This window comes from Alteromonas alvinellae (assembly GCF_902705805.1).
In genome coordinates this window covers 22314-48922 of the sequence record NZ_CACSIH010000176.1, presented here as the reverse complement: position 1 = coordinate 48922, position 26609 = coordinate 22314, and the positions used below count along the sequence as shown (strand labels likewise).

General features: G+C 44.0%; 17 protein-coding genes. 12 read left to right on the top strand and 5 right to left on the bottom strand.

The genetic code is table 11. The annotated features are described in order from the left end of the window. Window positions 1-231 precede the first annotated feature (231 nt). From ACX5KA_RS13040 to rpsO, 8 genes are all read left to right on the top strand, one after another. Window positions 232-3567, top strand: a complete 3336-nt coding sequence (locus ACX5KA_RS13040) for an MHYT domain-containing protein (RefSeq protein WP_458731358.1) — start codon at window positions 232-234, stop codon at window positions 3565-3567. 14 nt (window positions 3568-3581) lie between these two features. Beyond that, entirely contained in the window at window positions 3582-4583 is a 1002-nt protein-coding gene (locus ACX5KA_RS13035) for a response regulator (RefSeq protein WP_458731357.1), read from the top strand. A 377-nt stretch (window positions 4584-4960) separates the two neighbouring features. Beyond that, window positions 4961-5419, top strand: coding sequence for a ribosome maturation factor RimP (gene rimP / locus ACX5KA_RS13030; RefSeq protein ID WP_014949254.1), 459 nt, complete (start codon window positions 4961-4963; stop codon window positions 5417-5419). 45 nt (window positions 5420-5464) lie between these two features. Next, entirely contained in the window at window positions 5465-6961 is a 1497-nt protein-coding gene (gene nusA, locus ACX5KA_RS13025; RefSeq protein WP_039224077.1) for a transcription termination factor NusA, read from the top strand. 24 nt (window positions 6962-6985) lie between these two features. Further along, on the top strand, window positions 6986-9592 hold the full coding sequence (gene infB, locus ACX5KA_RS13020; protein WP_458731356.1) for a translation initiation factor IF-2: 2607 nt from the start codon (window positions 6986-6988) through the stop codon (window positions 9590-9592). Window positions 9593-9706: 114 nt separating this feature from the next. Then, the gene (gene rbfA, locus ACX5KA_RS13015; protein WP_014949257.1) at window positions 9707-10108 is read left to right on the top strand and encodes a 30S ribosome-binding factor RbfA; all 402 of its coding nucleotides are present in this window, start codon (window positions 9707-9709) and stop codon (window positions 10106-10108) included. Continuing rightward, complete coding sequence (gene truB, locus ACX5KA_RS13010) at window positions 10109-11083, top strand: tRNA pseudouridine(55) synthase TruB (protein WP_458731355.1); 975 nt, start codon at window positions 10109-10111, stop codon at window positions 11081-11083. A 120-nt stretch (window positions 11084-11203) separates the two neighbouring features. Further along, entirely contained in the window at window positions 11204-11473 is a 270-nt protein-coding gene (gene rpsO / locus ACX5KA_RS13005; RefSeq protein WP_012518257.1) for a 30S ribosomal protein S15, read from the top strand. A gap of 114 nt (window positions 11474-11587) precedes the next feature. Here the strand turns inward: rpsO and ACX5KA_RS13000 are convergent, their stop codons facing one another. The 4 genes from ACX5KA_RS13000 to ACX5KA_RS12985 all read right to left on the bottom strand — a co-directional run bounded on the left by ACX5KA_RS13000 (window position 11588) and on the right by ACX5KA_RS12985 (window position 17416). After that, a complete protein-coding gene (locus ACX5KA_RS13000; protein ID WP_458731354.1) occupies window positions 11588-13864 on the bottom strand; it encodes a sensor domain-containing diguanylate cyclase in 2277 nt (758 codons plus the stop codon). Window positions 13865-13959: 95 nt separating this feature from the next. Beyond that, window positions 13960-14697: a 23S rRNA pseudouridine(2604) synthase RluF gene (gene rluF / locus ACX5KA_RS12995; RefSeq protein ID WP_039222010.1), complete on the bottom strand. Its 738-nt coding sequence runs from the start codon at window positions 14695-14697 to the stop codon at window positions 13960-13962. Window positions 14698-14843: 146 nt separating this feature from the next. Further along, entirely contained in the window at window positions 14844-15650 is an 807-nt protein-coding gene (locus tag ACX5KA_RS12990; RefSeq protein ID WP_039222012.1) for an AAA family ATPase, read from the bottom strand. Window positions 15651-15859: 209 nt separating this feature from the next. After that, window positions 15860-17416 (bottom strand): GNAT family N-acetyltransferase, encoded by a 1557-nt coding sequence (locus tag ACX5KA_RS12985; RefSeq protein WP_458731353.1) that lies wholly within the window; start codon window positions 17414-17416, stop codon window positions 15860-15862. A gap of 435 nt (window positions 17417-17851) precedes the next feature. Here ACX5KA_RS12985 and ACX5KA_RS12980 point away from each other — a divergent pair, with 435 nt between their 5' ends. Together ACX5KA_RS12980 and ACX5KA_RS12975 are read left to right on the top strand one after the other, a co-directional pair. Beyond that, window positions 17852-18523, top strand: a complete 672-nt coding sequence (locus tag ACX5KA_RS12980) for a 2OG-Fe(II) oxygenase (RefSeq protein ID WP_039222016.1) — start codon at window positions 17852-17854, stop codon at window positions 18521-18523. Between the two features lie 215 nt (window positions 18524-18738). Then, window positions 18739-20424: a response regulator gene (locus tag ACX5KA_RS12975; RefSeq protein ID WP_039222018.1), complete on the top strand. Its 1686-nt coding sequence runs from the start codon at window positions 18739-18741 to the stop codon at window positions 20422-20424. A 169-nt stretch (window positions 20425-20593) separates the two neighbouring features. Here ACX5KA_RS12975 and ACX5KA_RS12970 read toward each other — a convergent pair whose 3' ends face one another. Beyond that, window positions 20594-23176 (bottom strand): ExeM/NucH family extracellular endonuclease, encoded by a 2583-nt coding sequence (locus ACX5KA_RS12970; RefSeq protein ID WP_458731352.1) that lies wholly within the window; start codon window positions 23174-23176, stop codon window positions 20594-20596. A gap of 843 nt (window positions 23177-24019) precedes the next feature. On the opposite strand from ACX5KA_RS12970, the gene ahpC reads away from it, so the two are divergent. Beyond that, complete coding sequence (gene ahpC, locus ACX5KA_RS12965) at window positions 24020-24577, top strand: alkyl hydroperoxide reductase subunit C (RefSeq protein ID WP_425291745.1); 558 nt, start codon at window positions 24020-24022, stop codon at window positions 24575-24577. 181 nt (window positions 24578-24758) lie between these two features. Then, window positions 24759-26348 (top strand): alkyl hydroperoxide reductase subunit F, encoded by a 1590-nt coding sequence (gene ahpF / locus ACX5KA_RS12960; RefSeq protein WP_039222023.1) that lies wholly within the window; start codon window positions 24759-24761, stop codon window positions 26346-26348. Window positions 26349-26609: the final 261 nt, after the last annotated feature.

Below are 26609 nucleotides of genomic sequence, written 5' to 3'. Positions count from 1 at the left end.
GGGCTCATAACCCGAAGGTCGTAGGTTCAAATCCTGCTCCCGCAACCACTTTAAAAACCCAGCTTTTGCTGGGTTTTTTCTTTTCAGCAAACAAAACGCTTTGACTTCTTGTTTTACACGATAATATTGAATTAATTGCTACGAATTGATAACCGCACTTCATATGTGAGTGTGCTAAGTTATAGGTGTCGCACCATTAGAAATTAGATTAATAGGTAGTATGGCCGCGTTATGATATCTCGTTTTTTTACTTTTGAAGAACACGCCACTTTAATTCAGGGGGCATATCATTTTCCTCTTGTTGTTTTATCCTTATCGGTAGCCGTGTTTGCGTCATTTATGGCGTTTAACGTTGCGGGGCAAGCTTCTGTTACTCACGACGCGCTTAGACGAAGTACGTTATTAGGAACAGGAAGCATCGCGCTTGGTGGTGGCATCTGGTCAATGCACTTTTTGGGTATGACAGCGTTTGAACTTTGCTTGCCGGTAGATTACGACCCTTTAATTACCACACTTTCTGCCATTCCAGGTATCGCTGCGGCTTGGGTCGCGCTTAACCTTTTAGTTAAAACACGTATAAGTATCGCGGAAATAGTATTAGGCGGTGTATTGGTGGGGGCTGGCATAGGTACCATGCATTACAGTGGTATGGCCGCAATGGAGATGGCGCCACTTCTTCGCTATGACATTGGTATGTTTGCACTGTCTATTGTGGTCGCTGTAGGGTTGGCAATGCTATCGCTGTGGATCAAGTTCGGTATAACGGCTGCAATCAGAAGCAGAAAGATGCTCGGGAAGCATGTATTACTTGCAAGTCTTGTTATGGGGTTAGCGATCTCTGGAATGCATTATACAGGTATGGCAGCTGCTAGGTTCGTTCTGCCACCTGGACTGGAGACGTCAAATCAGTCATCAGGTATCGCTGTTTTTCTTGCTATTGCTATTGCCATTGTCACCTTGGCACTGATTATTCTTGTTTTAGGTATTAGCTTACTATTCAAGTACCGCGATCTAATGATACGCGCCATTGAAAGTGAGCGAATTCAAAGCGCTATCACCGAAACCGCGGTCGACGCCATTCTGACGGTAGATGACAAAGGCATTATCAAAACCGCTAACCCCTCTGTTGAGCGTATCTATGGCTATACCCAGCAAGAAATAATCGGTATGCACGCATCTGAGATAATAACTCCTGAAAGACGCCATTTATTCGGTGATGACTTCTTCAGTCAGCGAGTAGTGCCAACTGTGCAAATTATTGGTACAGGAAGAGAAGTAGAAGTACTTCGCAAAGATGGTGAGCGTATACCAGTGCGCCTAGGTGTCGGCTATACAAAAATTGATGGGAAACCCGTTTTTGTCTCTTTCGCTTCTGATTTACGCAAACGCAAGGAAATGGAAGATGCATTGCGCGAGAGTGAAGCTAAGTTTAGAAGCCTTATCTCTAACATTCCCGGTATGGCTTATCGCTGTTTAAGTATGCCAGGGTGGCCCATGGTGTTTATTAGTGATGCTGTAACAGAAGTAACCGGTTACCCGCCTGAAGATTTCATACTGCCCAACCCAAAGCGCTCTTTCACCGATCTTTACCATCCTGATGACGTAGAGCGCCTTTCATCTATTAGCCCTGATGAAGGCGCCTTTTCATGTGAATATAGAATCGTCGCAAAATCTGGCGAGGTGAAGTGGGTTATCGAGCATGGAGTGCAGGTTAAGGACGATGATGGCATGGTGCTCTATGTAGACGGCTTCATATCTGACATTACACATCGGAAAGTGATGGAAAATGAATTAAAAGCGGCAAAGGAAAATGCAGAGCAAGCTGCCGCTGCGCGTACCGCATTTCTTGCTAATATGAGTCATGAAATCCGTACGCCTATGAATGCAATAATAGGCTTTAGCGACCTCATGTTAGGAGAAGCCTTACGCGAAGAGCAAAAATCTCACTTAACCACGATAAACCGTTCCGCACGTTCATTGCTGCATCTTCTTAACGACATACTTGATAGCGCGAAGTTAGATAAAGGTAAGCTTGATTTAGATTATCGCGATTTCCTTATTCGCGAAGAGTTGGATTTGGTAATTTCAACATTTTGGTTAGAAGCCAAACGCAAAAAAGTTGGACTTGTACTTAATGTCGATGATTCGGTAGCTAACGGATATAGAGGTGTACCGGAGCGAATGCGACAGGTACTTAACAATCTGATAGGCAACGCCGTTAAATTCACTCACGAGGGTGAAGTGACTATCAATGTCAAAAGTGATGAAAAGTTTGTGTATTTTGATGTGACAGATACCGGCATTGGTATGACGCAAGAGCAAGTAGAAAGGGTATTCGACCCGTTCTCTCAAGCAGATGCATCGATGAGTCGAAAGTACGGCGGCACGGGGCTGGGAACAACTATTTCCAAGCAGTTAGTTGAACTGATGGGCGGTAATATTTGTGCAACTAGCGAAAAAGGTAAAGGAACGACCTTTACTTTCAGACTCCCGCTAGAAGTTGTAGAAATTGATGATTATGTATCTAGTGAGCTCTCTTCGAAAGCAGCACGCATTGAAACCTCGTTAACCGTACTTGTTGTTGATGATGTGCAGCAAAACCTTGAGTTGCTTTCGTTGCTGCTAAAACGCGCTGGCCACAGTGTAGAAACGGCAACAGATGGACAGGTTGCATTAGATAAAATGCGCGCTAAGTCGTTTGACGTGGTACTGATGGATTTACAGATGCCTAAGTTAGATGGCCTAGAAGCAGCCAAACAGCGTCGAGAGTTTGAAAAAGAAAATAGCTTACCACCTACGCCCATTATTGCGCTGACCGCTAGTGTCTTAGTGCAGGACAAACATGCCGCGCAGCAGGCGGGAATGGAAGGGTTCGCCAACAAGCCCGTCGATTTCTCTCAATTAATGGACGAGATTACTCGCGTGCTTAACATAGATACGCTTCAGGTCGACTCGGTACCAGACACATTAGAAGTAAATGCCCCAGCATCTACACTTAAAGTTGATAAAAACGTGTTGGATTTGAAGAAGGCCGTCGATTTATGGGGAAGTGAAGAGGCCGTCCTACAAGAGGTGGATAAATTCTCTTCTACCTGCAGAGATAAAGTCGACGACTTAATGGGGGCGGCAATTCGTGAAGACTATGAAGCGGTTGCTACACTTTCACACGGTTTAAAAGGTACATCGGGTAATCTTTGCTTAATCACCTTCTATCATACGACCAGGGAAATTGAAGCTCAGGCTCTAAAATCAGAGGTGAATATTGAAGACGTTAACCGTCTTCGTGATGCCTTAGATAAAATCGAGTTGATGCTTGGCGAATCGCCACTGTATGCCGAAAATGCCATTAATGAAAGTATCAATAATGCATTGCTCCTGAGTCATTTGGAGGCTATGCTCGATAGTGTAGAGCAAAACATGGTAGATGAAGATGAATTGTCATTTTTACGCGAGGTTGGGTGTTCTAGTCACAAAGAACAGATAACTCAAATTCTCTTAGATATCGATGATTTCGAGTTCGAGTTGGCGCATGAGCGCATCTCTACATTGATACAAGAATTAAAGTAGCCAAGAGACGCGGCATGTTAAACATTGAAATCACAAAACCTACTTTATTACTCGTTGACGATGAGCCAGTAAACCTAAGGGTTTTAAAGCAAGTTCTCGCTAATGATTATCAGCTTATTTTTGCGAGAAATGGCGAAGAAGCGTTAAAGCTCACTGAAACTAGACAGCCAAATTTGATATTACTTGACGTTATGATGCCAGGGCTGACGGGTTTTGAAGTATGCCGCCGGCTTAAACAGCTTTCAAGTACAAGGCATATCCCCGTTATCTTTGTCACGGCGCTAAATGACGAGCACGAAGAGACAGAAGGTTTTGAAGCTGGCGCGGTGGACTATATTACAAAGCCTATATCACCAGCCATTGTAAAAGCGAGGGTTAAAACTCATCTAAGCTTAGTACAGGCAGACGAGTTGCTGGACAGCCGATTACAAGTTGTTCAGCGTTTGGGTAAGGCAGCAGAATACAAGGATAATGAAACGGGTATGCATGTCATGCGAATGAGCCATTATTCGAAAGAACTTGCGCTTGCCTATGGACTTACAGATAAACAGGCTGAAATTCTGCTTCATGCTGCCCCGATGCACGACATCGGCAAAATTGGTATTGCTGATAGTATAATGTTGAAACCAGGGAAGCTGACAGACGAAGAGTTTGCCACCATGAAACATCACCCTGAGATTGGTGCGGAAATTATCGGTGATTGCGGCGATTCTTTGTTATTGAATGTTGCAAAGTCTGTTTCGCTAACCCACCACGAAAAATGGGACGGGTCAGGCTATCCTAAAGGGCTTGCGGGTGAAGATATTCCCATTGAGGGACGTATTTGTGCCATTGCTGATGTTTTCGATGCCTTAACCAGCAAACGTCCTTATAAAGACGCCTGGAGTATTGAAAAGACGGTCGATTTTCTTCAAAGCCAAAAGGGAGAGCATTTCGAACCCAAGCTTGTCGATTTGATGATAGAAATTATGCCTAAAATTCTTGAAATTAAAGCGACATTTAGAGACCAAGACTAAGTCTGCAGGACTAAACCGCAATTAAAATACTTTCATGCAGACCGAATTTTGCACAGAAAAAATCGACACCCTCCCGTGTCTGCGCCTATTGGCTGTTGCTTAATGCGACGGCTATACGTATAATGTGCTCATTAGGTGATGAGAGCGGGCTCCCTCAGTACAGGAAAGTAACGCACTTATCATTAGCAAGCTATCACCTAACGGTGGTTTTACCCATAGGTTTGCAACTGCCCTTGTTGGCAGGTATGGGTTCAGAATTTTAATAAAAGCCCCGCTAGTCCGGGGCTTTTTGTTGTATTAAAACCTGGAGTCAGCCTCGCTGAGCCGGGTGATGACAGGTGGGCTTTAGGCCCTTTTTTCGTTTTTGGAGGTTTGCATTGGCAAAACTTGAAGAGAAACTAACCGAAATGCTAGAGCCAGGTGTTGAAGCACTTGGTTTTGAGTTGGTTGGGATCGAGTTTGTACGAGCGGGGAAACATTCTATTCTTCGCGTTTTTATTGATCATGAAAACGGTATTACCGTTGATGATTGTGCAGATGTAAGTCATCAGGTTAGCGCAATTTTGGACGTTGAAGATCCAATTAGCACTGAATACAACTTGGAAGTGTCATCACCGGGTATGGACAGACCGCTTTTCAAAGAGAAGCACTATATCGAGTCTGTGGGTGAAGTGGTTCAAATTCGTTTGTCTATGCCAATGGATGACAGACGTAATTTTAAAGGCAAAGTACTCGCGTGCGAAAATGGCATCGTAAGTATTGAAGTGGATGGCCAGCAGTTCCAGTTAGCTGTGGCGAATATCGAAAAAGGTAACGTTGTTCCCACGTTCGATTAACGGAACAGCTCTGCTTTCATCGACGAAAGCAAAAGAGAGGCGAAAATGAATAAAGAAATTTTGTTAGTGGCGGAAGCCGTTTCAAATGAAAAACAAGTGCCTAGAGAGAAAATTTTTGAAGCGCTAGAGTTTGCGATCGCTAGTGCAACAAAAAAGAAAAACGAAGGCGAAATTGAAGTTCGTGTAAGCATCGACAGAACGTCTGGTGACTTTGATACATTCCGTCGCTGGTTGGTTATCCCTGATGATCAAGAACAGGAAAACCCATTTGCTGAAATTACGATTTCTGCGGCGCAGATCGACGAACCAGAGATACAGCTTGGCGATTATGTGGAAGAACAGATTGAATCTATTAAATTCGACCGCATAACTACGCAGACCGCAAAGCAAGTGATTGTACAAAAAGTACGTGAAGCTGAGCGTCAGCAGATGATTGCTGAGTACGAAGACAAAGTAGGTGAGCTGGTTACAGGTACGGTTAAGAAAGTAAACCGCGACAACATCATCATCGACTTAGGTAACAACGCTGAAGGTGTTATCTACCGCGATGACATGCTTCCTCGTGAAACTTTCCGTCCGGGCGACCGTGTACGTGGCCTTCTTTACGTTATTCGTCCAGAAGCACGTGGCGCACAGCTATTTATTAGCCGTACGCACCCAGACATGCTAGTTGAGCTTTTCCGTCTGGAAGTACCAGAAATTGCGGAAGAGACACTAGAAATTAAATCTGCAGCGCGTGACCCAGGTTCTCGTGCAAAGATTGCGGTTAAAACTAACGACAAGCGCTTAGACCCAGTAGGTGCGTGTGTTGGTATGCGTGGTTCACGTGTCCAAGCCGTATCAGGTGAGCTTGGCGGTGAGCGTGTTGATATCGTGCTATGGGACGAGAATCCAGCGCAATTCGTTATTAACGCAATGGCTCCTGCTGAAGTTGCGTCAATTGTTGTTGACGAAGATAGCAACAGCATGGACGTAGCGGTTGAAGCAGATAACCTAGCTCAGGCAATTGGCCGCAGCGGTCAAAACGTTCGCCTAGCTAGCCAGCTTACAGGCTGGGAACTTAACGTGATGACGGTTGACGATCTCAACAAGAAACACGAAGAAGAAAACGCGAAGGTACTTGATCTGTTTACTGCTGGTTTGGACATTGACGAAGAGTTTGCGTCTGTCCTAGTAGATGAAGGCTTTACAACGCTAGAAGAAGTGGCATACGTGCCAGCAAGTGAACTTCTAGCGGTTGAAGGGTTAGATGAAGAAATGGTTGAAGAGCTGCGCAACAGAGCGCGTGCTTTCCTAACCACGCGTGCACTGGCGAACGAAGAATCGCTTGAAGGTGCAGAGCCTACAGAAGCCTTATTAAATCTTGAAGGTATGAGTAAACACGTGGCTTATGTGTTGGCCAGCCGCGGTGTTACTGACCTGGAAGAATTAGCAGAACAAGGTACCGATGATATCAGTGATATCGATGAACTAGACGAAGAGAAAGCCGGTGCGTTAATCATGGCGGCTCGTAATATCGTATGGTTCAGTGAAGAAGAGTAAGGTCAACAGGGGGAAAATTACGTAATGGCAGATGTATCTATTGAAAAGCTCGCCAGCGACATTGGTACGACCGTTGACCGATTGGTTGGCCAGTTTAAAGACGCGGGTATCTCTAAGAGTGCCGGCGATCAGGTAAACGAAGACGAGAAACAGAAACTATTGGATCATTTAAGTAAGCAACACGGCAGCGCAGCTGAACCAACGCGTATGACACTCAAGCGTAAGACAACTAGCACATTAAGTGTTGGTAAGTCTAAAGAAGTGAAAGTGGAAGTACGCAAGAAGCGCACATACGTTAAGCGCAGCGACGTTGAAGAGCAGCAGCGTCAAGCGGAAGAAGAGGCGAAGCGTCTTGAAGAAGAAGCTCGTCTGAAGCGCGAAGCGGAAGAAAAAGCAGCGGCTGAAGCGAAAAAAGCCGCTGAAGAGAAAGCGCGTAAAGCTGAAGAAGCGAAGAAAGCTGCTGAAGAAGAGCGCGCACGTCGTGCTGAACAAGCGAAGAAAGAAGCTGAAGCACGTAAGAAAGACGAACCAGAACTAACTGAAGCTGAGAAAGCGGAAGCAGAAGCGGCTCGTCAGGAAGAAGAGCGTCTTCGTAAAGCGCAAGAAGAAGAAGCACAGAAGAAGCTTGAAGAAGACGCGAAGAAAGCGGCTGATGAAGCACGTAAACTTGCTGAAGAAAACGAGCGTCGTTGGAAAGAAGAAGAAGAGCGACGCAAGAAAGCAGAAGCTGAAGAAGTTCATTTGCACTCTAACCGCTATGCTCAAGAAGCGGAAGACGAAGAAGACATGCAGGTTGAGCGTTCATCGCGCCGTCGTCGCAAGTCGAAGAAAAATGCGGGTGAGCATCTTAAGCAAGGCTTTAACAAGCCTGCTGCACCTGTAGAGCGCGTTGTTAAGCTTGGCGCAACCATTACCGTTGGCGAACTAGCAAGCAAGCTTGCCATTAAGTCTAACGAAGTTATCAAAACGATGATGAAAATGGGCGAAATGGCCACCATAAACCAAGTACTAGACCAAGATACAGCGGTACTAGTAATTGAAGAAATGGGTCATAAGTACGAGCTTGTTAACGACAACGCACTTGAAGATGAGTTGTTGGCAGATGGCACTGGCGGTGAAAAAACCACACGTGCACCTGTTGTAACCATCATGGGCCACGTTGACCACGGTAAAACGTCATTGCTTGACTACATTCGTCGCGCGAAAGTAGCAGACGGTGAAGCCGGTGGTATTACACAGCATATCGGTGCATACAAGGTAGAAACAGAGAACGGCGAAATTACGTTCCTAGATACACCTGGACACGCCGCGTTTACTGCAATGCGTGCTCGTGGTGCCACGGCGACGGACATTGTTATCCTTGTTGTTGCTGCAGATGACGGCGTAATGCCTCAAACGAAAGAAGCGGTACAGCACGCTCGTGCGGCAGGTGTACCTCTTATCGTTGCAGTAAACAAAATGGATAAAGAAACAGCCGACCCTGATCGCGTTAAAACCGAGCTATCTCAACTAGAAGTTATCTCAGAAGAGTGGGGCGGTGAGCACCAGTTCTGTAACGTTTCTGCGAAAACAGGTATGGGCGTAGACGAACTGCTTGAAGCTATCGTTCTACAAGCTGAAGTTCTTGACCTTAAAGCAGTAGCTGAAGGCCCAGGTCGCGGTATTGTTATTGAATCTCGCCTTGATAAAGGTCGTGGTCCAGTAGCATCTGTATTGGTTCAAGAAGGCCAATTGCGCGCTGGTGACATTCTACTATGTGGCGAAGAGTACGGCCGTGTTCGTGCTATGCGCGACGAAAACGGTAATGAGATGAAGATTGCTGGTCCTTCTACGCCTGTGGAAGTACTTGGTCTGTCTGGTGTTCCGGTAGCGGGTGAAGACGCAGCCGTTGTTAAAGACGAGCGTAAAGCGCGAGAAGTAGCAGCGAAACGTCATCAGAAGAAACGTGAACTTAAACTTGCTCGTCAGCAGAAAGCGAAACTTGAAAACATGTTTGCGAACATGGAATCAGGTGACGTTAGCGAACTTAACATCGTACTTAAAGCTGACGTACAGGGCTCTGTAGAAGCAATTTCTGAATCACTTGTTAAGCTTTCTACTTCTGAAGTAAAAGTGAACATTGTCGGTAGTGGTGTAGGTGGTATCACTGAGACTGACGCAACCCTTGCGGCTGCATCAGGCGCTATCGTACTAGGCTTTAACGTTCGTGCCGATGCAACAGCGCGTCGCGTACTAGAGGCTGAAGAAATTGATTTACGTTACTACAGCGTTATCTATAACCTAATTGACGAAGTGAAAGCGGCCATGAGTGGTATGCTTGCACCAGAATTCAAGCAGGAAATCATTGGTCTTGCAGAAGTACGTGACGTATTTAAGTCACCGAAACTGGGCGCAATTGCGGGCTGTATGGTTACTGAAGGTAACGTTAAGCGTAGTAATCCAATCCGTGTACTTCGCGACAACGTAGTAATTTACGAAGGTGAACTAGAATCACTGCGTCGCTTTAAAGATGACGTACAAGAAGTACGTAACGGTATGGAATGTGGTATCGGCGTTAAGAACTACAACGACGTGAAAGTAGGCGACCAAATCGAGGTCTTCGAAATCGTTGAGGTTAAGCGCGAAATTTAATTGCCTTAGTTAATTCGGCATGTGAAAAACGGGGGCCGAGTGCTCCCGTTTTTGTCTGTATACAGTAAACAGACTTCTCGCATGCCCTGCGTTAAATAAGGAAAGGAGAGTATTATGGCCCGTGAATTTTCACGTACCGACAGAGTCGCTCAGCAAGTCCATAAAGAAGTGGCGAGCATTCTGCAAAATGAATACAAGCACCGCGTTGGCGACATGCCTTTGATCACGGTTTCTGACGTAGATGTGTCGCGCGACTTAGCGCATGCAAAAATCTTTGTGACTATCTACAACAGCACCGAAGAAGAAGGTAAAGCGCAAATTAAACAACTGGCAGAATACAAAAAGTTTATTCGCAGTATTCTAGCTAAACGTATTCGCATGCGCTCAGTGCCTGATCTTCACTTCTTTGAAGATAAGTCGATTGTTGAAGGTATGCGTATCTCTAATCTTGTGTCTCAGACCATCGCAAAAGATGAGTCAAAGCGCGATAAAGACGATCCACAAGAGCAGGAGTAAATGGCAAGACGTCGTAAAGGCCGTGAGATTAACGGCATAGTATTGCTTGATAAACCGCTTGGTGGGTCATCCAACCAACTGTTACAAAAAGTGCGCTGGCTGTACAAAGCGGCAAAAGCTGGTCATACAGGCGCACTTGATCCGCTTGCCAGTGGTATGCTGCCGCTGTGCTTGGGTGAAGCCACCAAGTTTTCGCAGTTTCTTCTGGATGCTGAGAAGACCTACGAGGTAACTGCTCAACTAGGCGTACGCACCACCACGTCTGACGCCGATGGCGAAGTGGTTGAAGAAAAGCCTGTTGATGTAAGCGAAGAACAAGTACGTGATGCGTGCTTGGCGTTTCTAGGTAAGAGTAAACAAATCCCGTCCATGTTTTCAGCGCTTAAACATCAAGGTAAGCCGCTTTATCATTATGCTCGTCAAGGCATAGAAATTGAGCGTGAGCCCCGCGATATTGAAGTGTATGAACTGGATGTACTGCGTATTGAACTGCCGTTTGTAGAAATGCGCATTAAATGCAGCAAAGGCACCTATATTCGCTCTATCGTGGATGATTTGGGTCAAAACCTTGTCTGTGGCGCCTATGTGACTCGCTTACACCGCACGGAAGTCGCAGACTATCCTACGGATAAAATGGTATCGCTGGATAAGTTGATTGAAATTCAGGAATCACTGGAAGAAGGTGAATTTAAAGCACTCGATGACTTATTGATTCCTATGGATACGGCTGTAAGTCGCTTACCATTTGTGACTATTAACGATGCGGAAAGAAACCGCTTTGATAACGGTCAATCTGTAAAAGGGGTATGTAGCGAATCACTTATTGAAGGCGTGTCTTACCGCGTTTACCACGGTGAAGATACTAGTGGTATTTTCTTAGGCGTAGGGGAAGGGGTGCTTGACCCGAAAGACCAAGGTATCCCTAAACAAGAAGTGTTTGTTAACCCAAAACGTCGAGTTGTTTATCCATTGTAGCTGCGCCGGTAAATAAAGACGGTTTATGGCTTGCTAAGTCTGTAAACGTCATTATAATACGGCGCTCATTCCGCTTTGCTGAATTAGTGATCGGCGAAGCATTAATATTAGGAGAATGATATGTCACTAACTAAAGCAGAAACCGCAAAAATCATTGCTGAGTACGGCGTTAAAGAAGGCGACACTGGTTCACCAGAAGTTCAAGTTGCTTTGCTTACTCACAACATCAACAAGCTTCAAGGTCACTTTGCTGATCACAAGAAAGATCACCACTCACGTCGTGGTCTTCTACGTATGGTTAGCCAACGTCGTAAGCTTCTAGACTACCTTAAAGGCAAGAACGCTGAGCGTTACCTTGACCTTATCAAGCGTCTAGGTCTACGTCGATAAGACTAGGTTTCAAGAAAAGCGCCCAATGGGCGCTTTTTTTTAACTAGTCGATGAAGTTTTGTTGTTGAACATTCTTTCGTCAGCAACTCTGATGAGGTCATCGAAAGTTTTGGCTTAAGTAGGGTAAATAGCAAAACCTATACTGGCATCCACAAACATTTCACCTTTCGAGGTTATTACCGCCCGGATGATCTCATTATGTGTGCGTTGAATAATGCTCGCTATGTCATACTTTTCGTCTATGTCTGAAACAATAATGACAAACTCGTCGCCGCCCACCCTAGCTGCCATGTCAGATAACCTGCATATGGATGATAAACGTTTAGCTATCTCTACCAATACCTCATCACCAACGTTGTGCCCGTACGTGTCGTTGATAGGTTTAAATTTATTTAAATCTAAATAGAGGCATAGGCAACGTTTGTTTGACCTTTCAACGCGCGCAAATTCTTTTTTCACAAAGGTTGCTAGTGCATAGCGATTAGACAAACCGGTAAGTGAGTCGTGGGTAGCTAACTCGGTAATGCGACGCTCCGCTTCTATTTGCTCGGTGATATCCATATTTATTCCGAACATTTTATTGTTTTCTAATCGTCCATCAGCGCGAATATAACGGAATTTGTTCTTTCCTACTTGGACTCTGAATTGGGTATGGAAGTCTGACTTGGTACTAATGGTGTGGTCTATATGCGCTTTAAGTGACTCAAAATCGTCAACGTGGACAGTGCTCGCCCATACACTGTAGTGCTCGTCAAATTCCTCTTTGGGGATACTGTAAATGCGGTGCATCCAGTCATCCCATATGAGTTCATTAGTCGTTAAGTCCCACTCCCAAACACCAATATGTGCCGCATCAGCGGCCATTGACATTCGCTTGTGAAGTGCCTGAAGTTCTTGTTCAGTTTTCCTTAATTCCGTAATATCCTCAGAAAGTGATAATAAGTATTGTGCTCTATTGTTGCCGTCTTGAATGATTACTTTTTTAATTTGGAAATAATGTGCCTTTCCGTTAATCACAAACCTTTCTTCTTCACAGCTCCGAGTTTGTCCACTTTCAATAAGCTTCGTATCTGATGCCACTATACGTTTTGCTTCGTCTAGTTCAAATACATCGAAATCGGTTAAGCCTACAAGGTCAGATTTTGTCATTTTAAGATGTTGTGCAACCATGTTGTTTACGTGGGTAAAGGCAAGGGTATTGGCATCCTTTACAATCAGCATATCTGGTAAGGTATCAAAAACAGTTTGTGTGAACACCTCTTGATTTTTTACATCTGAAAGGTCTTTAACCGTACATACAAAAGCCTCGTGATTACCTGGCAATTTATTTACTAAAAATGAAAGAGGGAAAGTAGAACCATTTTTTCTGACTCCATCAATGCGATGCGGAATATTTCCCAAATCTCTTCCTTCAACACTTTTAATTACTTCGTTAAGTAATACATGATTGCCCGAATTATTTTGACTGACGAGATCGCTTACACGGCGAAACTTCAATTCATGCTCTTGATATCCAAACATAGTTAACGCCGCTGGATTAATGAATTCCAGACGACCGTCAGAGTCAAAAGTGAAGACGCCTTCTTGAACTGTGTTTAGTACGGCAGTAAACCTATCCGCTGACAGCGTTCTTGCTCTCATTTCAATTAACAAAATCAAAATAAGTGCGAAAAACACAACCATGAAGGCGACAAGGTAGCCAAGGCTTTTTGCATCTTGGTTGTCAATGAAAACGGTAGAAGGGAGGGGGTACACGTGCATAGACAACATACCCGTATAGTGCATACCTGCTATGGCACTGCCCATAATAATGGCGGGAATGAGCTGCTGTACGACATTAACTTCTCTATTTGCGATGGTAGCGTGTACTTTAAGAGATACCCCTGCCAAAACCACGGCCACAACGATGGACACAGAAAAAAGCCAGAGATCGTAAGCCATAACGGCATCCATCTGCATTGCCATCATCCCAATATAATGCATACTGCCGATCCCGCCCCCCATATATAAGCTTCTCAGCCATAGCTTTTTATTTTTTCTTTGATGATGTGAAATAACTATGTAGCTTGCAAATATTGCGGGGAGTACTGATAAGAGTGTAATGCTGGGGTCATACGATATAGCAATAGGAAGTTCATAGGCCAACATGCCAACGAAGTGCATCGACCAGATTCCGAAGCCAAGAAAACAAGCCGATGCAACTGTCCAAATAAACCGCTCGTTTTTAAAGTCTGCACGAAATATACGTGAAGCAAAAATAAAGCTGAGTAATGCTGCTGTAATAGCTATTAATATAGAAAGTGCGACAAAAAACATGTCGTAGTTTGCAGCAACCTCTGTGCCTAAATAAGCGCCACCATTAATGGAAAAATGTGTATGGCTAATACTCAATGCAAGTTCTCTTCAAAGGTGTGTATTACCTTCAGTCTAGTAGAACTTGTACGATAATACTTTTGAATATATCAAGAGCTTAAATAAAAAGTTACCTAGACTGTTTTAACTGAGTGTTTTACCGCATTTTGCAGCGTAGCCAGTTCTCTCTCGGTAAGATTTCGCCACTGACCGGCCTTTAAATTACTGAGTTCCAAATGCATAATACGCGTTCGCTTGAGCTTGGTGACCTCGTAACCCAAAAACTCACACATTCTGCGTATTTGACGATTAAGCCCTTGGGTGAGAATGATAGTAAACTTGTTTTTGCCGGTAGGTTTAACGATGCAAGGTTTTGTTACCGTTCCTAAAATAGGAACGCCCCGCGCCATTCGTTTTACAAAGCGCTCGCTTATTGGCTGGTTTACCGTTACTTCATACTCTTTGTCGTGCGCGTTTTCAGCGCGAAGGATCTTGTTGACGATATCGCCATCACTGGTAAGAATAATTAGCCCTTCAGAAGGCTTATCTAATCGGCCTACGGGGAATATGCGTTCTTTGTGACCTATAGCGTCAATAATATTGCCTTTAACATGACGTTCGGTGGTGCAAGTAATACCTATTGGCTTATTATAAACAATATATACGCGGTCTGATTTGTCTGACGCTACCGCACCTACAACCTTACCATCTACTTTTACTGTATCGCTAGGGCCTATCTTAGTACCTAGTTCCGGCGGCTGATTATTAACGGTAACGCGATTTTGCTCAATGAGTTTATCGGCTTCACGGCGAGAGCACAGGCCAGTATCGCTGATATATTTATTTAAACGTTTGGGCGCTTGTTCACTCATTGCGCATTAAGTCCTATTGATTTTAAAAAGAGGGCAATTCTACCACGACAACAAGAAAGGGGCGATTCGCCCCTTTCTTTATTACACGCTGTACATCGCTTGCTGTACTAAGTTAGTTACTCTTGGAACACGTACGTTAAGCGTTATTAATTAACTGAGGGAGAAGGGGCAGACCCGCTGCCACCCGTTGAGCCGCTTCTTGAGACAACTTTGGTGGCTATATCTCGGATTTCATTTTCCAAACTGGTGATGCGTCCAGACAAGGTCGTATTGCGTTGTTCTAACACCGATAGCTTATCGGTTAGGTTACGAACGCTTTGCTGTGTGCTTTGTTTGTCGTTTACCGCTTGTTCTAACTGAACGTTAACAGCCAGTAACTCATCAGCTAAAGACGCTAATTGATTTTTAACTGAACCAATAGCCGCAGTTTGCGTCTTTACATCGTCAGAAACGGCATTGATGTTTTTATTAAGTGCTGTTTGAACATTTCCTACACGGTCGCCAAGGTCAGCGATTTCTTGTTGGTTTCGACGCCATGCTGAAGCCCATAGCTTATCCATTTGCTCCCAAAGTTCGTTTGTCTTGTTAGTCAACTCGGTCACTTTAACCTGCAAAGCAACAGTAGACTCGCCAATTTCTTCGCCTGTGGCAGAAAGTTTGTTCTCTAATTGCATGATTCGCTTTTCGGCCTGTTCAGCCACGGCTTTTTGTTGCTCAAGCAGGGTGTACAAGTAGTAGCAACCACCGCATGCCGCTAAAGCAATTAGGGCAACTAATACAACCCAGATACCGTTGCTACTTCCACTATTTGATGGCTGACGGTTAGCCGACGAGGAAGGTGAGGGCGTAGTCGTCTTTGTGGGAGTAGCCTGTCTTTTCGTCTGATAGTCTCGACGGTCTTCTTCATCCAATCTTATGGTTGGAAACTCATCGCTTTTAGAATTATTTGCCATAGTAAATTTATAATCTCTTTATGTAGCGCTCTCTTCATGGTGTCGACATCTTCTATATTGTTCAAGAGAGCACATTTTTCTTTGCGCACGATTTCATGTTATCGCTAAATTAAGGGAAATTCTACGGCTTATGTTGAATGTCAATAAACATAAGCCAAAGAAGTTGAAATTCGAGTGATTTAGCCGCTTAATTAGCAAAAAACATCGTGTTAATTTTTATCGCCAATCCACTCCACACGGTATAAATCGCGACGTCGGTCAAGGTAGTTTCTCACTGAACCTTCATTTTGCAATTTAGTCAGTTTGTCTAGGTCTAAATCAACAATCAGCGTCATTTCAGTATTGGGTGTAGTCTCTGACACGATAGCATCGTGAGGGAATGCAAAATCACTAGGGGAAAATACGGCAGTCTGTCCATATTGAATATCCACGTTATCAACTTTTGGCAGGTTTCCTACACTTCCTGCAATTGCTACGTAACATTCGTTTTCAATAGCTCTTGCTTGTGCACAGCGACGGACACGCAGGTAGCCATTTTTTGTATCCGTCCAAAAGGGGACAAACAAGATCTGCATCTCTTGGTCGGAAAGAATGCGCGCTAACTCTGGGAACTCTACGTCATAACAGATTAACACGCCGATTTTTCCAAAGTCGGTATCAAATGTCTTGAGGCTGTTTCCACCCTTCATGATCCAGTCCTCTTTTTCATGAGGTGTTGGATGAAGTTTGTACTGGCTCTCTATGGTCCCGTCCCTTTTGCAAATATAGCTAACGTTATACAGCTGTTCATCTTCTACTACAGGCATCGAACCCGCGATAATTGTTATATTGTATGACACCGCTAAATGCGATACGGCAGTTAAAATTTCATCAGTGTAAGTAGACAAATGCCAAATAGCGTCTATGGACGAATCAGACGGACTTAGGCCCATAAGCGGAGCATTAAAAAATTCAGGGAACAAGGCCACATCGCACGAATAGTCAGACAGTGCGTCGACGAAGTACTCAACCTGCTGTAACAGCTCCTCGACATTATTAAAATACCGCATTTGCCACTGAATACATCCTATGCGCGCACTTGATTTTCTGCTAGCGATCAATGACGGCGTGCCAGGCTCGTAGTAAATGTTGTGCCATTGAAGCAGGGTGGCATACCCCTTAGATGCTTCATCTTCAGGGAGGTAGGCGGTCATTACTTGCTTAACTTCAAAACCGTTTGATAGTTGAAACGTCAAAATGGGGTCGTAAATATCCTTGAGTTTAACTTGCTCAATGTATTCATAAGGCGACAGTTCATCTGCATAGTTTCTATAATTGGGTATACGGCCTCCAGCCATAATTGATTTTAGATTTAAGTTTCTACATAGTTCTTTGCGCGCTTCATAAAGACGCCGGCCTAAGCGAAGGCCGCGGTATTCTGGGCAAACAATAACCTCTACGCCATAAAGCACATCACCATTCGGATCGTGCGTTGTCAGATAGGCATCACCGGTTATTTCATCGTAACTATGTTTATCACCGAACTGGTCGTAATCAACAATAACTGAAATGGCAAAAGCAACGACTTTCCCTTTATCTTCAATACATATTTGCCCTTCAGGAAACGTGGTAACTTGCGCTTTGTAGTTAGAATAAGGCCATGCGCCTCCAACATTAGCGTATACCTTATCCATTAATGCTTTTACGTCGTTGTAGTCGTCTAACCTCAAGTTTCTTAAGTCTAGATGATGCTCTGTTTCTTCTATCTGTGTTTGATCTTGACTCATGGGTTACTCTTTTTGCTAAAAATTCTGATACGTATTTTGTATATTTCTACTTAAACGCCTCGCAAGTGGTTTTTCAACTGTTAAATGCAGCCGCGTGTTTCAAAGAATGAGACAAAGGTGACGAGGACATGTGAAAAGCGCTTTTACTCGGCATTCTTAAAATATACACCTCGGTTTACTTATTGATTTAGTTTACCTTTTACGGGATTTGCTGTTGCACCAATGAATATGATGCAAGCAAGAAGCGTGCGACTTTTCATCGTCAAGACTAACGACAAAAAAATTTTCTTCTATCGATAAAAAAATAGCGCAGAAATAAGGTGGTGATGCAATTGTCATAGGGCTCAACCCCGAGTATAAGTTCGCAAACTTTTTAACGAATACAAGCACCCTAAATGCTCGGTCAGTCAACCGCTCTAAGGTAAAGATACTCTGATGAATAGAGAACAACTTGCGTCCTATCAGCCTCTACATGTTTTCGATGAAGTCATATTTGAAAATGTCGTCGATGACTTAGTCACTAAAGGCTTTTCTATTCAAGAGAATGGTTTACCTGATTTTATTACTCAGGCACTTTTGTCTTGCCAGAAAGCAATTTCCGAAGCTGAATACAAAAGAGCAGGTATTGGTCGCGCAGAAAATTATCAACAAGCTGAAAAAGTGCGCGGGGACGAAATTTGCTGGATCACAGGGTCTTCTCAAGAGGGGGCCTTGTGGCTTTCGTGGTGTGAAGCCATGCAGCTATACATAAATCGTTCGCTTTTTATGGGGCTTTTTTCTTTTGAAAGTCATTTTGCCTGTTATGAACCCGGTAAATTTTACAAACGCCATGTAGATGCGTTTAAGGGGCAGGGCAATCGTGTACTATCACTCGTTGCTTACTTAAATGATAAATGGCAAGAAGACGACGGTGGAGAATTGGTGCTTTATGCTGATGAAAGCGACGAAACAGGCACAAAAATTTTACCAACTAAGGGCACATTCGTGGTGTTTCTTAGTGAAGCCTTCCCCCATGAAGTATTGCCTGCGGTAAGAACGCGTCATTCTGTTGCAGGGTGGTTCAGGGTAAATGGTAGTGTTAACGATAACATCGACCCACCACGCTAGTATCTAAAAAACAATACTTATGTATAATACGATTTTGCTATATATCTGTTGTGATGAAGCATGGCCTGAAATTAAAGTGTGGCATAAGCGCGGGCAAGTTACTCGCTGACTGTGCAGTTAGGAGCCATGTTTCACAGATGCATAGTGTTATCCATGATAAGCTGCGCTTACGCTATTGTGTTGCTTAGGGAAAAGATGTAAGAAGTGATTGGCTAATGCTGGAAAAAATACCCGCCCCCACCCCAAGAGAAGAGCTACACGTGCTGGTTATTGATAACCAAGGGCTAGTGCATGATGTTGTTGCATCAGCATTACATGAAGTTGGGATTAAAAACGTAAGTAGTGCATTTAATGCATTTCATGCCAAAAGGCTTTGTTCGGCAAAACAATATGATTTTGTTTTACTAGCGTTTAACGTAAGTCACGATAAAGATGGTTTTCACCTTTTTGAAGAATTAAAACACCTCAATCACATCAATGACACCACGACGGTAATTTTTCTCAGTGCAGAGACCTCCCCAGAACTTGTTAACTGTATTGTAGAGCTGCAGCCCGATGACTTTTGGGTTAAGCCACTACAACGCAACAAGATTGAATCTCGTCTGGAATACCTTATTCAAGTTAGGCTAAAGCTTCATAAAATGTTGCATTGTATGCATGCTGGTGACTATTCCACCGCAATGTATTATGCGCAGCGACAGTTGAAAGACCCCTCGCTTTCTGAATACCACACCCGAATAAAGCGGCTTATTGGCGATTGTTTGCTGCAGCTTCGCGATTATGAAACGGCAGAGGACTACTTTAGAACACTGTTACAAAGTATGGACCACGCATGGGTTCACATTGGTCTTACCCGTTCGCTATTGCGTCAAGATGAACTCGAAGAAGCACAGTTACTGGTTGACGATCTGCTTCAGCGACCCGACACGCGATTCCTAACTTTTGATTTGCTCGCACAATATTTTATTGAAAAAGAGCAGTTTGATATTGCTTACGAGCAAATGAAAGAAGCAAGTCGACTTGCTCCCCGAAACATTGAACGCAACAAGCGTTTATGGGATCTCGCCAGACTTAATCACGACAAAGCCGGTCAGCTTTCTGCCGTGCAAAATATGGCTAAGTTTGCCAAAAATTCAATTCACGATTCGCCCCAACTGACACTTAATGTTATTCGCTCAACTATTGATTTGGCCACAAGCTTAGGTAATGCAGAAGGTGACAAATACTTAAAGCGCGCAGAGTATGAACTGGAAGAACTTAGGCAGCAAAAAGGTATGCAAAATCAGCTCGCCGAGCAGATTGATGTGGTTAAATCGCGAGTGTTATGCCTAAAAGACCAGAAGCGTGAAGCTGAAAAATTAATGGAGGGGCGTACTGCATCTACCGATGGGCTATCGATGGAAGACAGTTTAGACAAAATGAAAGCGTTTCACGAACTGGGCATGCGCGAGCACTGTGTCAGCATTTTGGATAAATTGAGAAAACAGATTGAGGGCGATACGTTTACTTCACAAGTAGTAAATGAGTACCTTAACCAAGAATCGATAGAGCGTACCGAAATTCAGTTTACCACGAAAGAACTAAAACAAATGGCGGCAGTGAACTACAAAGAAAACCGCCTCATCCCTGCGTATAACAACTTGCAGCAAGCGTTAACGCTGTCTCCCAAAGACAAGCAAGTTGCGTTAAGCTTGCTTAAAGTCATTACTCAAATGCATCTTGATGGTGGGCTAAGTGAAGAGCAAATGAAGTCAGCGCAGCGAGCGGCCAAGCTGCTCTGTACAGAAGAGCTATCGGCGACTCAGGCAGATAAACGCGACCAGTATATCGCTCGCATTGGCATTGAAGTCGACGACACTAATGCTGCTGATTCAGTTGGTATGGTTGTGGCAAAAGTCTAACTTTTTGCATTTCACTGTGTGCTGACTTTTTCAACAGAGCACCGCCTGACATTTATTTTTAATCGTCCTACAGTCATAGTTCAATAATAGTTGTGAGACAAAAAACTAAAAAAGCTGCTCTGATACCAGAGCAGCTTTAACGTTTAAAAGAAGTTAACCTTTTCTTTTTCTATTTATTAGCAGCAGTAGTGCGACGACGAAAGCCAATCGCTGCAGCTAGCAGAGCAAGAATTCCTCCCATTGCTCCACCTGAGCTATCATTGCTTTCTTCTTCCTCTTCAACTACATCAGCTTGTAGGTCGAAGGTCGCGATAAATGGGTCGTGGTCTGAGCTTCTAAATGGGCCAACGTCAGTAAAGGCGTAACCGTCTTCATCCGCGTAGTAGCGAAGCGCTTGATCGTACTGCAGCTGATAAGCTTCAACTGAGTTTATGTTCCAGTGTGTGCCGTCAATGGCATCTGCAAGCATGGCTTCACTTGCTAATACATGGTCTAAACTACCTACTTGTTCAGTACCGTAGAACCAATATGAGAAGCCTTCCACATCAAATTCTTCTGCCAAATTGCGATAGCCAAAGCTTGACTCGACCTCTACTGAAACGCCTTCATCCATACCTGTATTAACCGCAGTCGTAATAGTGTACCCACGAGACTCAGGTGTGTAATCGGTGAGTACAGCTACTGGATCTTCAGCGCTATACGCGTTTAAGTCGCCTAAGATAACCTTGCGCTCTGGTAAGCTCTCATCACTTAATGCGTTGCCAAGCGTTATAGCTGCTGATACACGAAGTGCGTTACAGCTGCCTTGAACCGTCGTGATTTCAGACGGCACCTCTACTGCGTCTTCGGAGCATTGACCGCCTTTTGATTTAAAATGGTTCACGGCCACAAGGAAGGATTTGCTGCTTTCAGTGTGAACGAACGATTGAAGAAGGCTTGGGCGCATGCGTGCCAGGCTATCTTCATCAATTTGTTGCTCTGGCATAGCAACTATCATAGCGTCGTTTTCTGGCGTTACGACTGAAGCTTTGTATAACAAGCCAACAGTAATCGCATCTGTACCAATTTCACTGCCATCAGTGGTTGCGATGAATGAGTATTGCTCGGTTTCACCAAGTTCAGCGTTGATAGCATCAACTAAAGATTGGATAGCACTATCTTCACCAAAACCATCGTTTTCTATTTCCATCAAACCGACAACGTCTGCGTTTAGGTTAACGATAGCTTCAACGATACGACCTTGTTGCAATTCAAACGCCACTGCATCATCTGCGCCGCGGTTTCCGTCATAATCGAAAGTCACGTCGCCATTTGCATCTACCTCACCATTAAAGTAGTTAAGCACGTTGAACGTAGCAATAGACAGGTTGCCTTCTGTAACCACTGGGTTTCCTTCGCGAGAAGAAGTTACTTCGATAACGTCGCTTGGATTAATTCTGTAAGTGCCAAAACTGTAGTTTAGTGGTCCAGCAGCTGAAACCGAATCACCAATGCGAATAGCATTAGCGTAGCTGAAAGTAGGGTAGTAATTAAGTGCATCTGGGTACTGCGAGCTGCTGTTATCTTCGATGGTAAGAAGACTTGTTTCGCTCGCTTGTTCTGCTGCTGTGTAAGCTTCTGACAGAGGCGCTGCTACGTCGCTTGGTTGGCGTTTAATTGTGTCACTAACAACGATTTCACCAAAACGCCACAGGTTGTTTGTACTCGTCACTGTTGCATCAGTCACGCTAACAATCATGCCTTCAACGGTTTCAAGGTCAAGTTCGTACGGCATAGAAAGTTCTACCGCTGCTACGGCGTCCGCTGTACCACAATCAAGTGCAGCCACATCACTATCCATAGCAAGTGTGGTCATACCGTAGTTTTCTTCTACTTCACCGTAAAGACGAACCAGGTTACCTGTTTCAACGTCGACGAAACCTTCTACAAATAAGCCTTCAGACGTAGCGTCGTCAGCGTCATAATCAGACGCTTCTTCTTGGACAAAGAAGCCGCCAGCGCGTGTGCCGGTTACAATAGCTTCAATTATAACGCTGTTGCCAACTTCAGCAGAGCTGCTTTCACTGCCCTGAATAGCGCTAATTAGTGTTGCCTCTGCGCCGCAAATACCTAGCTCAACAGCAGGCTCTTCTGGAACTTCTACAACGTCATCGCTACCTTCAGTGGTAAATGTACCAGCAGGAAAAGGCGTTGCAGCGTCAGTGTTAGTGGTCGAGCCATCCAACGCGTCAACACCACTGTAAGACCAGTTAGCTACTTCGAAACTGCCACCGTTTGCGGTTTGGCCTGACGTACGGTACGCCCACCCATCAAGGTATTCCCATGCAGTGCCGTTACCGTCGGTATTGATGTCACCAAATGTATCAATAACGCTGCCATCTTTAAAAAGCTCAACTGCGTCGTCACCATTAATACCCATTGCCGATGTGTCGTAGTCTGGCGCTGAACCGAAAAACGCAGTAAAACCTTCAACCTCTGAGGCGACGTAGATGTAGCTGCCAGCGCTTGCAGAAACACCAGCTGGAAAAGTAAACTCCTCGCCATCTGTGCCGCCACCATTGTTCGCACTGCCTATGCCATAGGCAGATAAATCAGCAATATCATTGACAACGAATAGTTCAACGGCTTTTGGAACACCACCGCTTAACGGTCCATCGATAACACCGCTAATGACTAAATCGTTAGCTTGGATGGCGGTTGAAGAAAGTGCAGAAATGATTCCTGCAGATAGTAAAGTTAATGATGTTTTCACGTCATTTTCCCTTTGTAGTTTTCATTATTTTTAATTCACATAATTACTGTTTCTGCTTTTGTCGGAATAGAAAAGACAGGGTGATATGTGAACCGCAATTTTCTTATTGCTTTGTCTACACTAAGGGCATTTTTAATGGATAGGAATGACTTAACCTTATTCAAGCTGTTTTTTAAATATTTGTTAAATATCAGTTGTTTATCATCTGCAGGTAAGTTTATTCAAAGCTTTAACTCTTAACCAAAAGCGAATGAAGGTGTTAAGTAATACTATTGACACGTCTATGACAACAGTTCGCCTAGTAAAAAATACGCTTTTTTGTTGGTCTCATTATCTCAGCAAACGAGCCAACAGCGCATGCTCACCAACTATTTGTTCTATATAATGATTTGTTTTTTTCACAAGCAGGTTTCTACATATCGTTTAACAAATGCGTATACGCATTAATAACCTGTTGGTTGCTTACAATGGGGTTAGTGATGGCGCGTGCCCATCGCTCAGCATTATTTCATCCGAGATGCGCTGTAGCAGGGATTCGTCATAGTTTTCTCATTTAGCAGGTTTAAGTCAGTGAAACCGTATTTCAAAAAGCAATTAATCTATTTTGACTCAATTTTCATCGTTCAATTCAATAACCTGATTAAGCGATTCATTTTTACCAATTAGTTTTTTGTAATTGTGCGCGCTATTCTTATCACCAGTTTCAAGAGACATGAATTTCGCGACAAGTGATTATATTCACAAAACTGCAAAACCATGTCGACACAATAAACGTAAAGTTTGTATTCGCATGTATTTGACGTGCGAAAATAATTTAAACCAAATGGAGAATTAAACATGGCATTGATTAATACTGCTATCAAACCTTTCAAAGCAACTGCATTTAAAGACGGCGAGTTTGTAGACGTAAGCAGCGAAGACATCAAAGGTAAATGGGCAGTTTTCGTATTTTACCCAGCTGACTTCACATTTGTTTGTCCAACTGAGCTTGGCGATATCGCTGACAAATACGAAGAACTTCAGTCACGTGGCGTAGAAGTATTTTCAGTATCTACTGACACTCACTTCACTCACAAAGCATGGCACGATTCTTCTGACACGATCAACAAGATCAAATTTGCAATGATTGGCGACCCGACAGGCGAAATCACTCGTAACTTCGATTGTATGCGTGAAACTATGGGTCTTGCTGACCGTGCAACATTCGTTGTTGACCCAGAAGGTATTATCCAAGCGATGGAAATCACGTCTGAAGGTATCGGCCGTGACGCAGATGACCTAGTACGTAAAGTTAAAGCCGCTCAGTACGTTGCAAACAATCCAGGTGAAGTTTGCCCAGCGAAGTGGAAAGAAGGCGAAGCAACACTAGCACCTTCACTTGACCTAGTAGGCAAAATCTAAGCAGCACGCTTAGCGCTTAATATTCGAAAGCTCAGCGCTTAGTGCATTGCACAGTATTAAGCAAATAATTTGTAGGGAGTGGGTCTCCACTCCCTGATATTAATTTCCCATTTCCGCTTATATTGTTGACCCTTCAAAAGGTTGGCGGGGATCGGCGTGTCGAAAATAAGGCAGAATAACCGTGTTAACTAAAGAAATTTTACAAGCATTGAAATCATACGCAGAGTCAATGCAGAAAAACGTAACCTTTGTCGTACAGACCGGTGAGCATAGCAAGCGCGAAGAGCTTGTGACGTTTCTGTCCGACATTGCTTCAGTAAGCGAAAAATTAAACGTAGAAGAGCGTGACACTAATGGTGAGTTGCGCAGCGCAATCAGCTTTTTATTGGAAGCTGACGGCGAAGATACGGGAATTCGTTTCTCTGGTATCCCTGGCGGTCACGAGTTTAACTCGCTTGTACTTGCCATGCTGCACGCAGCGGGTACTGAACTTAAGCTAGACGATAGCGTTAAGTCGATGGTGAAAGCGGTGAATGAACCACTTAATTTTGAAGTCTTCATTAGCTTGAGCTGTCATAACTGCCCAGAAGTCGTACAGGCACTTAATCAATTTGCTTTGATTAACCCTAATATCAAGACCGAAATGATCGACGGTGGGCTATATCAAAATCTAATTCAAGAGCGCGACATTCAAGGTGTGCCTAGCGTATACCTGAATGGCGAGCTGTTCGCGAATGGTAAAGTTGATGCTTCTGTGCTTATCAACAAGTTAATTGAACGCGACCCTAGCCTTAAAGAAGCGAATAAAGGCGATGCACTACCGCTTCAAGACGTAACTGTTATCGGTGGTGGTCCAGCAGGTGTAGCTTCGGCGATTTACAGTGCGCGGAAGGGGCTTAAAGTAGCGATTGTTGCTGAAACCTTTGGCGGCCAAGTTAAGGATACCATGGGTATCGAGAACCTTATCTCAGTACCTAAAACAACGGGCCCTGAGCTTGTTGGAAACTTGATGGAGCACGTACGCGATTACGATATTACGCTTAAAGAGCACGTGCGCGTTGATAGCATTGAGAAAGGCAATATTAAAACCATTACGCTGTCTTCTGGCGAACAGATCCGCACTCGCACCGTTATTGTGGCGACAGGTGCGCGCTGGAGAGAGCTTGGCGTGCCAGGCGAAAAAGAGAATATCGGAAATGGTGTAGCGTATTGCCCACACTGCGACGGCCCTTTCTTTAAAGGTAAAGACGTAGCGGTAATCGGCGGTGGTAACTCAGGTATTGAAGCGGCACTTGACCTTGCAGGCATCGTAAAATCAGTGACGGTATTTGAATTTATGCCAGAACTCAAAGCGGATAAGGTACTTATTGATCAAGCCGAAAAGCGCGATAACATTACCATTATCAAGAATGCGGCAACCCGCCAAATTACTGCTGAAAATGGCAAAGTAAACGCAATTGAATACCAAGACCGCTCAACTAACGAAGTGCATACTCGCGAACTTGCAGGTGTATTTGTTCAAATTGGACTGGTACCTAATAGTCAGTTTATGAAAGGCACGGTAGATATGACGCAGTATGGTGAAATTATTGTTGATACTAAGTGCCATACTTCTGAACCGGGTATTTTTGCAGCCGGTGACGTAACAACAGTCCCGTACAAGCAAATTGTTATTTCAATGGGTGAGGGCGCGAAAGCATCGCTTGCTGCATTTGAATATTTATTAAGTCACGAAGTAGTTGAATCAGACGAAGAAAGTGAAGCCGCTTAATAAATAGCCTGTCTATAATTGTAAGAGTAAAGCCGGACTAACTATGTTAGTCCGGCTTTTTTGTTGCCCTAAATAAAAGCACTAGCGAGGCCTGTGTACTTTTAAATAAGTCTCAAGCACTGCGATGTATTGTCTACGTTTTTTATTATGCAAATGTTAATGATACTGGTTATCATTAGTGTAAAAGTTTGCTAAATTAGACGAAAGCATAATGCGGCTCATTGATCACTTCTTTCAGCGATAGGCGATTAGTGAGCTCAA

Coding starts and splice junctions, on each gene's coding strand:
- ACX5KA_RS12980 (WP_039222016.1), top strand. CDS start 17,852: ATGAATAGAGAACAACTTGCGTCCTATCAGCCTCTACATGTTTTCGAT.
- rbfA (WP_014949257.1), top strand. CDS start 9,707: ATGGCCCGTGAATTTTCACGTACCGACAGAGTCGCTCAGCAAGTCCAT.
- ACX5KA_RS13040 (WP_458731358.1), top strand. CDS start 232: ATGATATCTCGTTTTTTTACTTTTGAAGAACACGCCACTTTAATTCAG.
- rpsO (WP_012518257.1), top strand. CDS start 11,204: ATGTCACTAACTAAAGCAGAAACCGCAAAAATCATTGCTGAGTACGGC.
- infB (WP_458731356.1), top strand. CDS start 6,986: ATGGCAGATGTATCTATTGAAAAGCTCGCCAGCGACATTGGTACGACC.
- ACX5KA_RS12990 (WP_039222012.1), bottom strand. CDS start 15,650: ATGGCAAATAATTCTAAAAGCGATGAGTTTCCAACCATAAGATTGGAT.
- nusA (WP_039224077.1), top strand. CDS start 5,465: ATGAATAAAGAAATTTTGTTAGTGGCGGAAGCCGTTTCAAATGAAAAA.
- ACX5KA_RS13035 (WP_458731357.1), top strand. CDS start 3,582: ATGTTAAACATTGAAATCACAAAACCTACTTTATTACTCGTTGACGAT.
- rluF (WP_039222010.1), bottom strand. CDS start 14,697: ATGAGTGAACAAGCGCCCAAACGTTTAAATAAATATATCAGCGATACT.
- truB (WP_458731355.1), top strand. CDS start 10,109: ATGGCAAGACGTCGTAAAGGCCGTGAGATTAACGGCATAGTATTGCTT.
- ACX5KA_RS12975 (WP_039222018.1), top strand. CDS start 18,739: ATGCTGGAAAAAATACCCGCCCCCACCCCAAGAGAAGAGCTACACGTG.
- ACX5KA_RS12985 (WP_458731353.1), bottom strand. CDS start 17,416: ATGAGTCAAGATCAAACACAGATAGAAGAAACAGAGCATCATCTAGAC.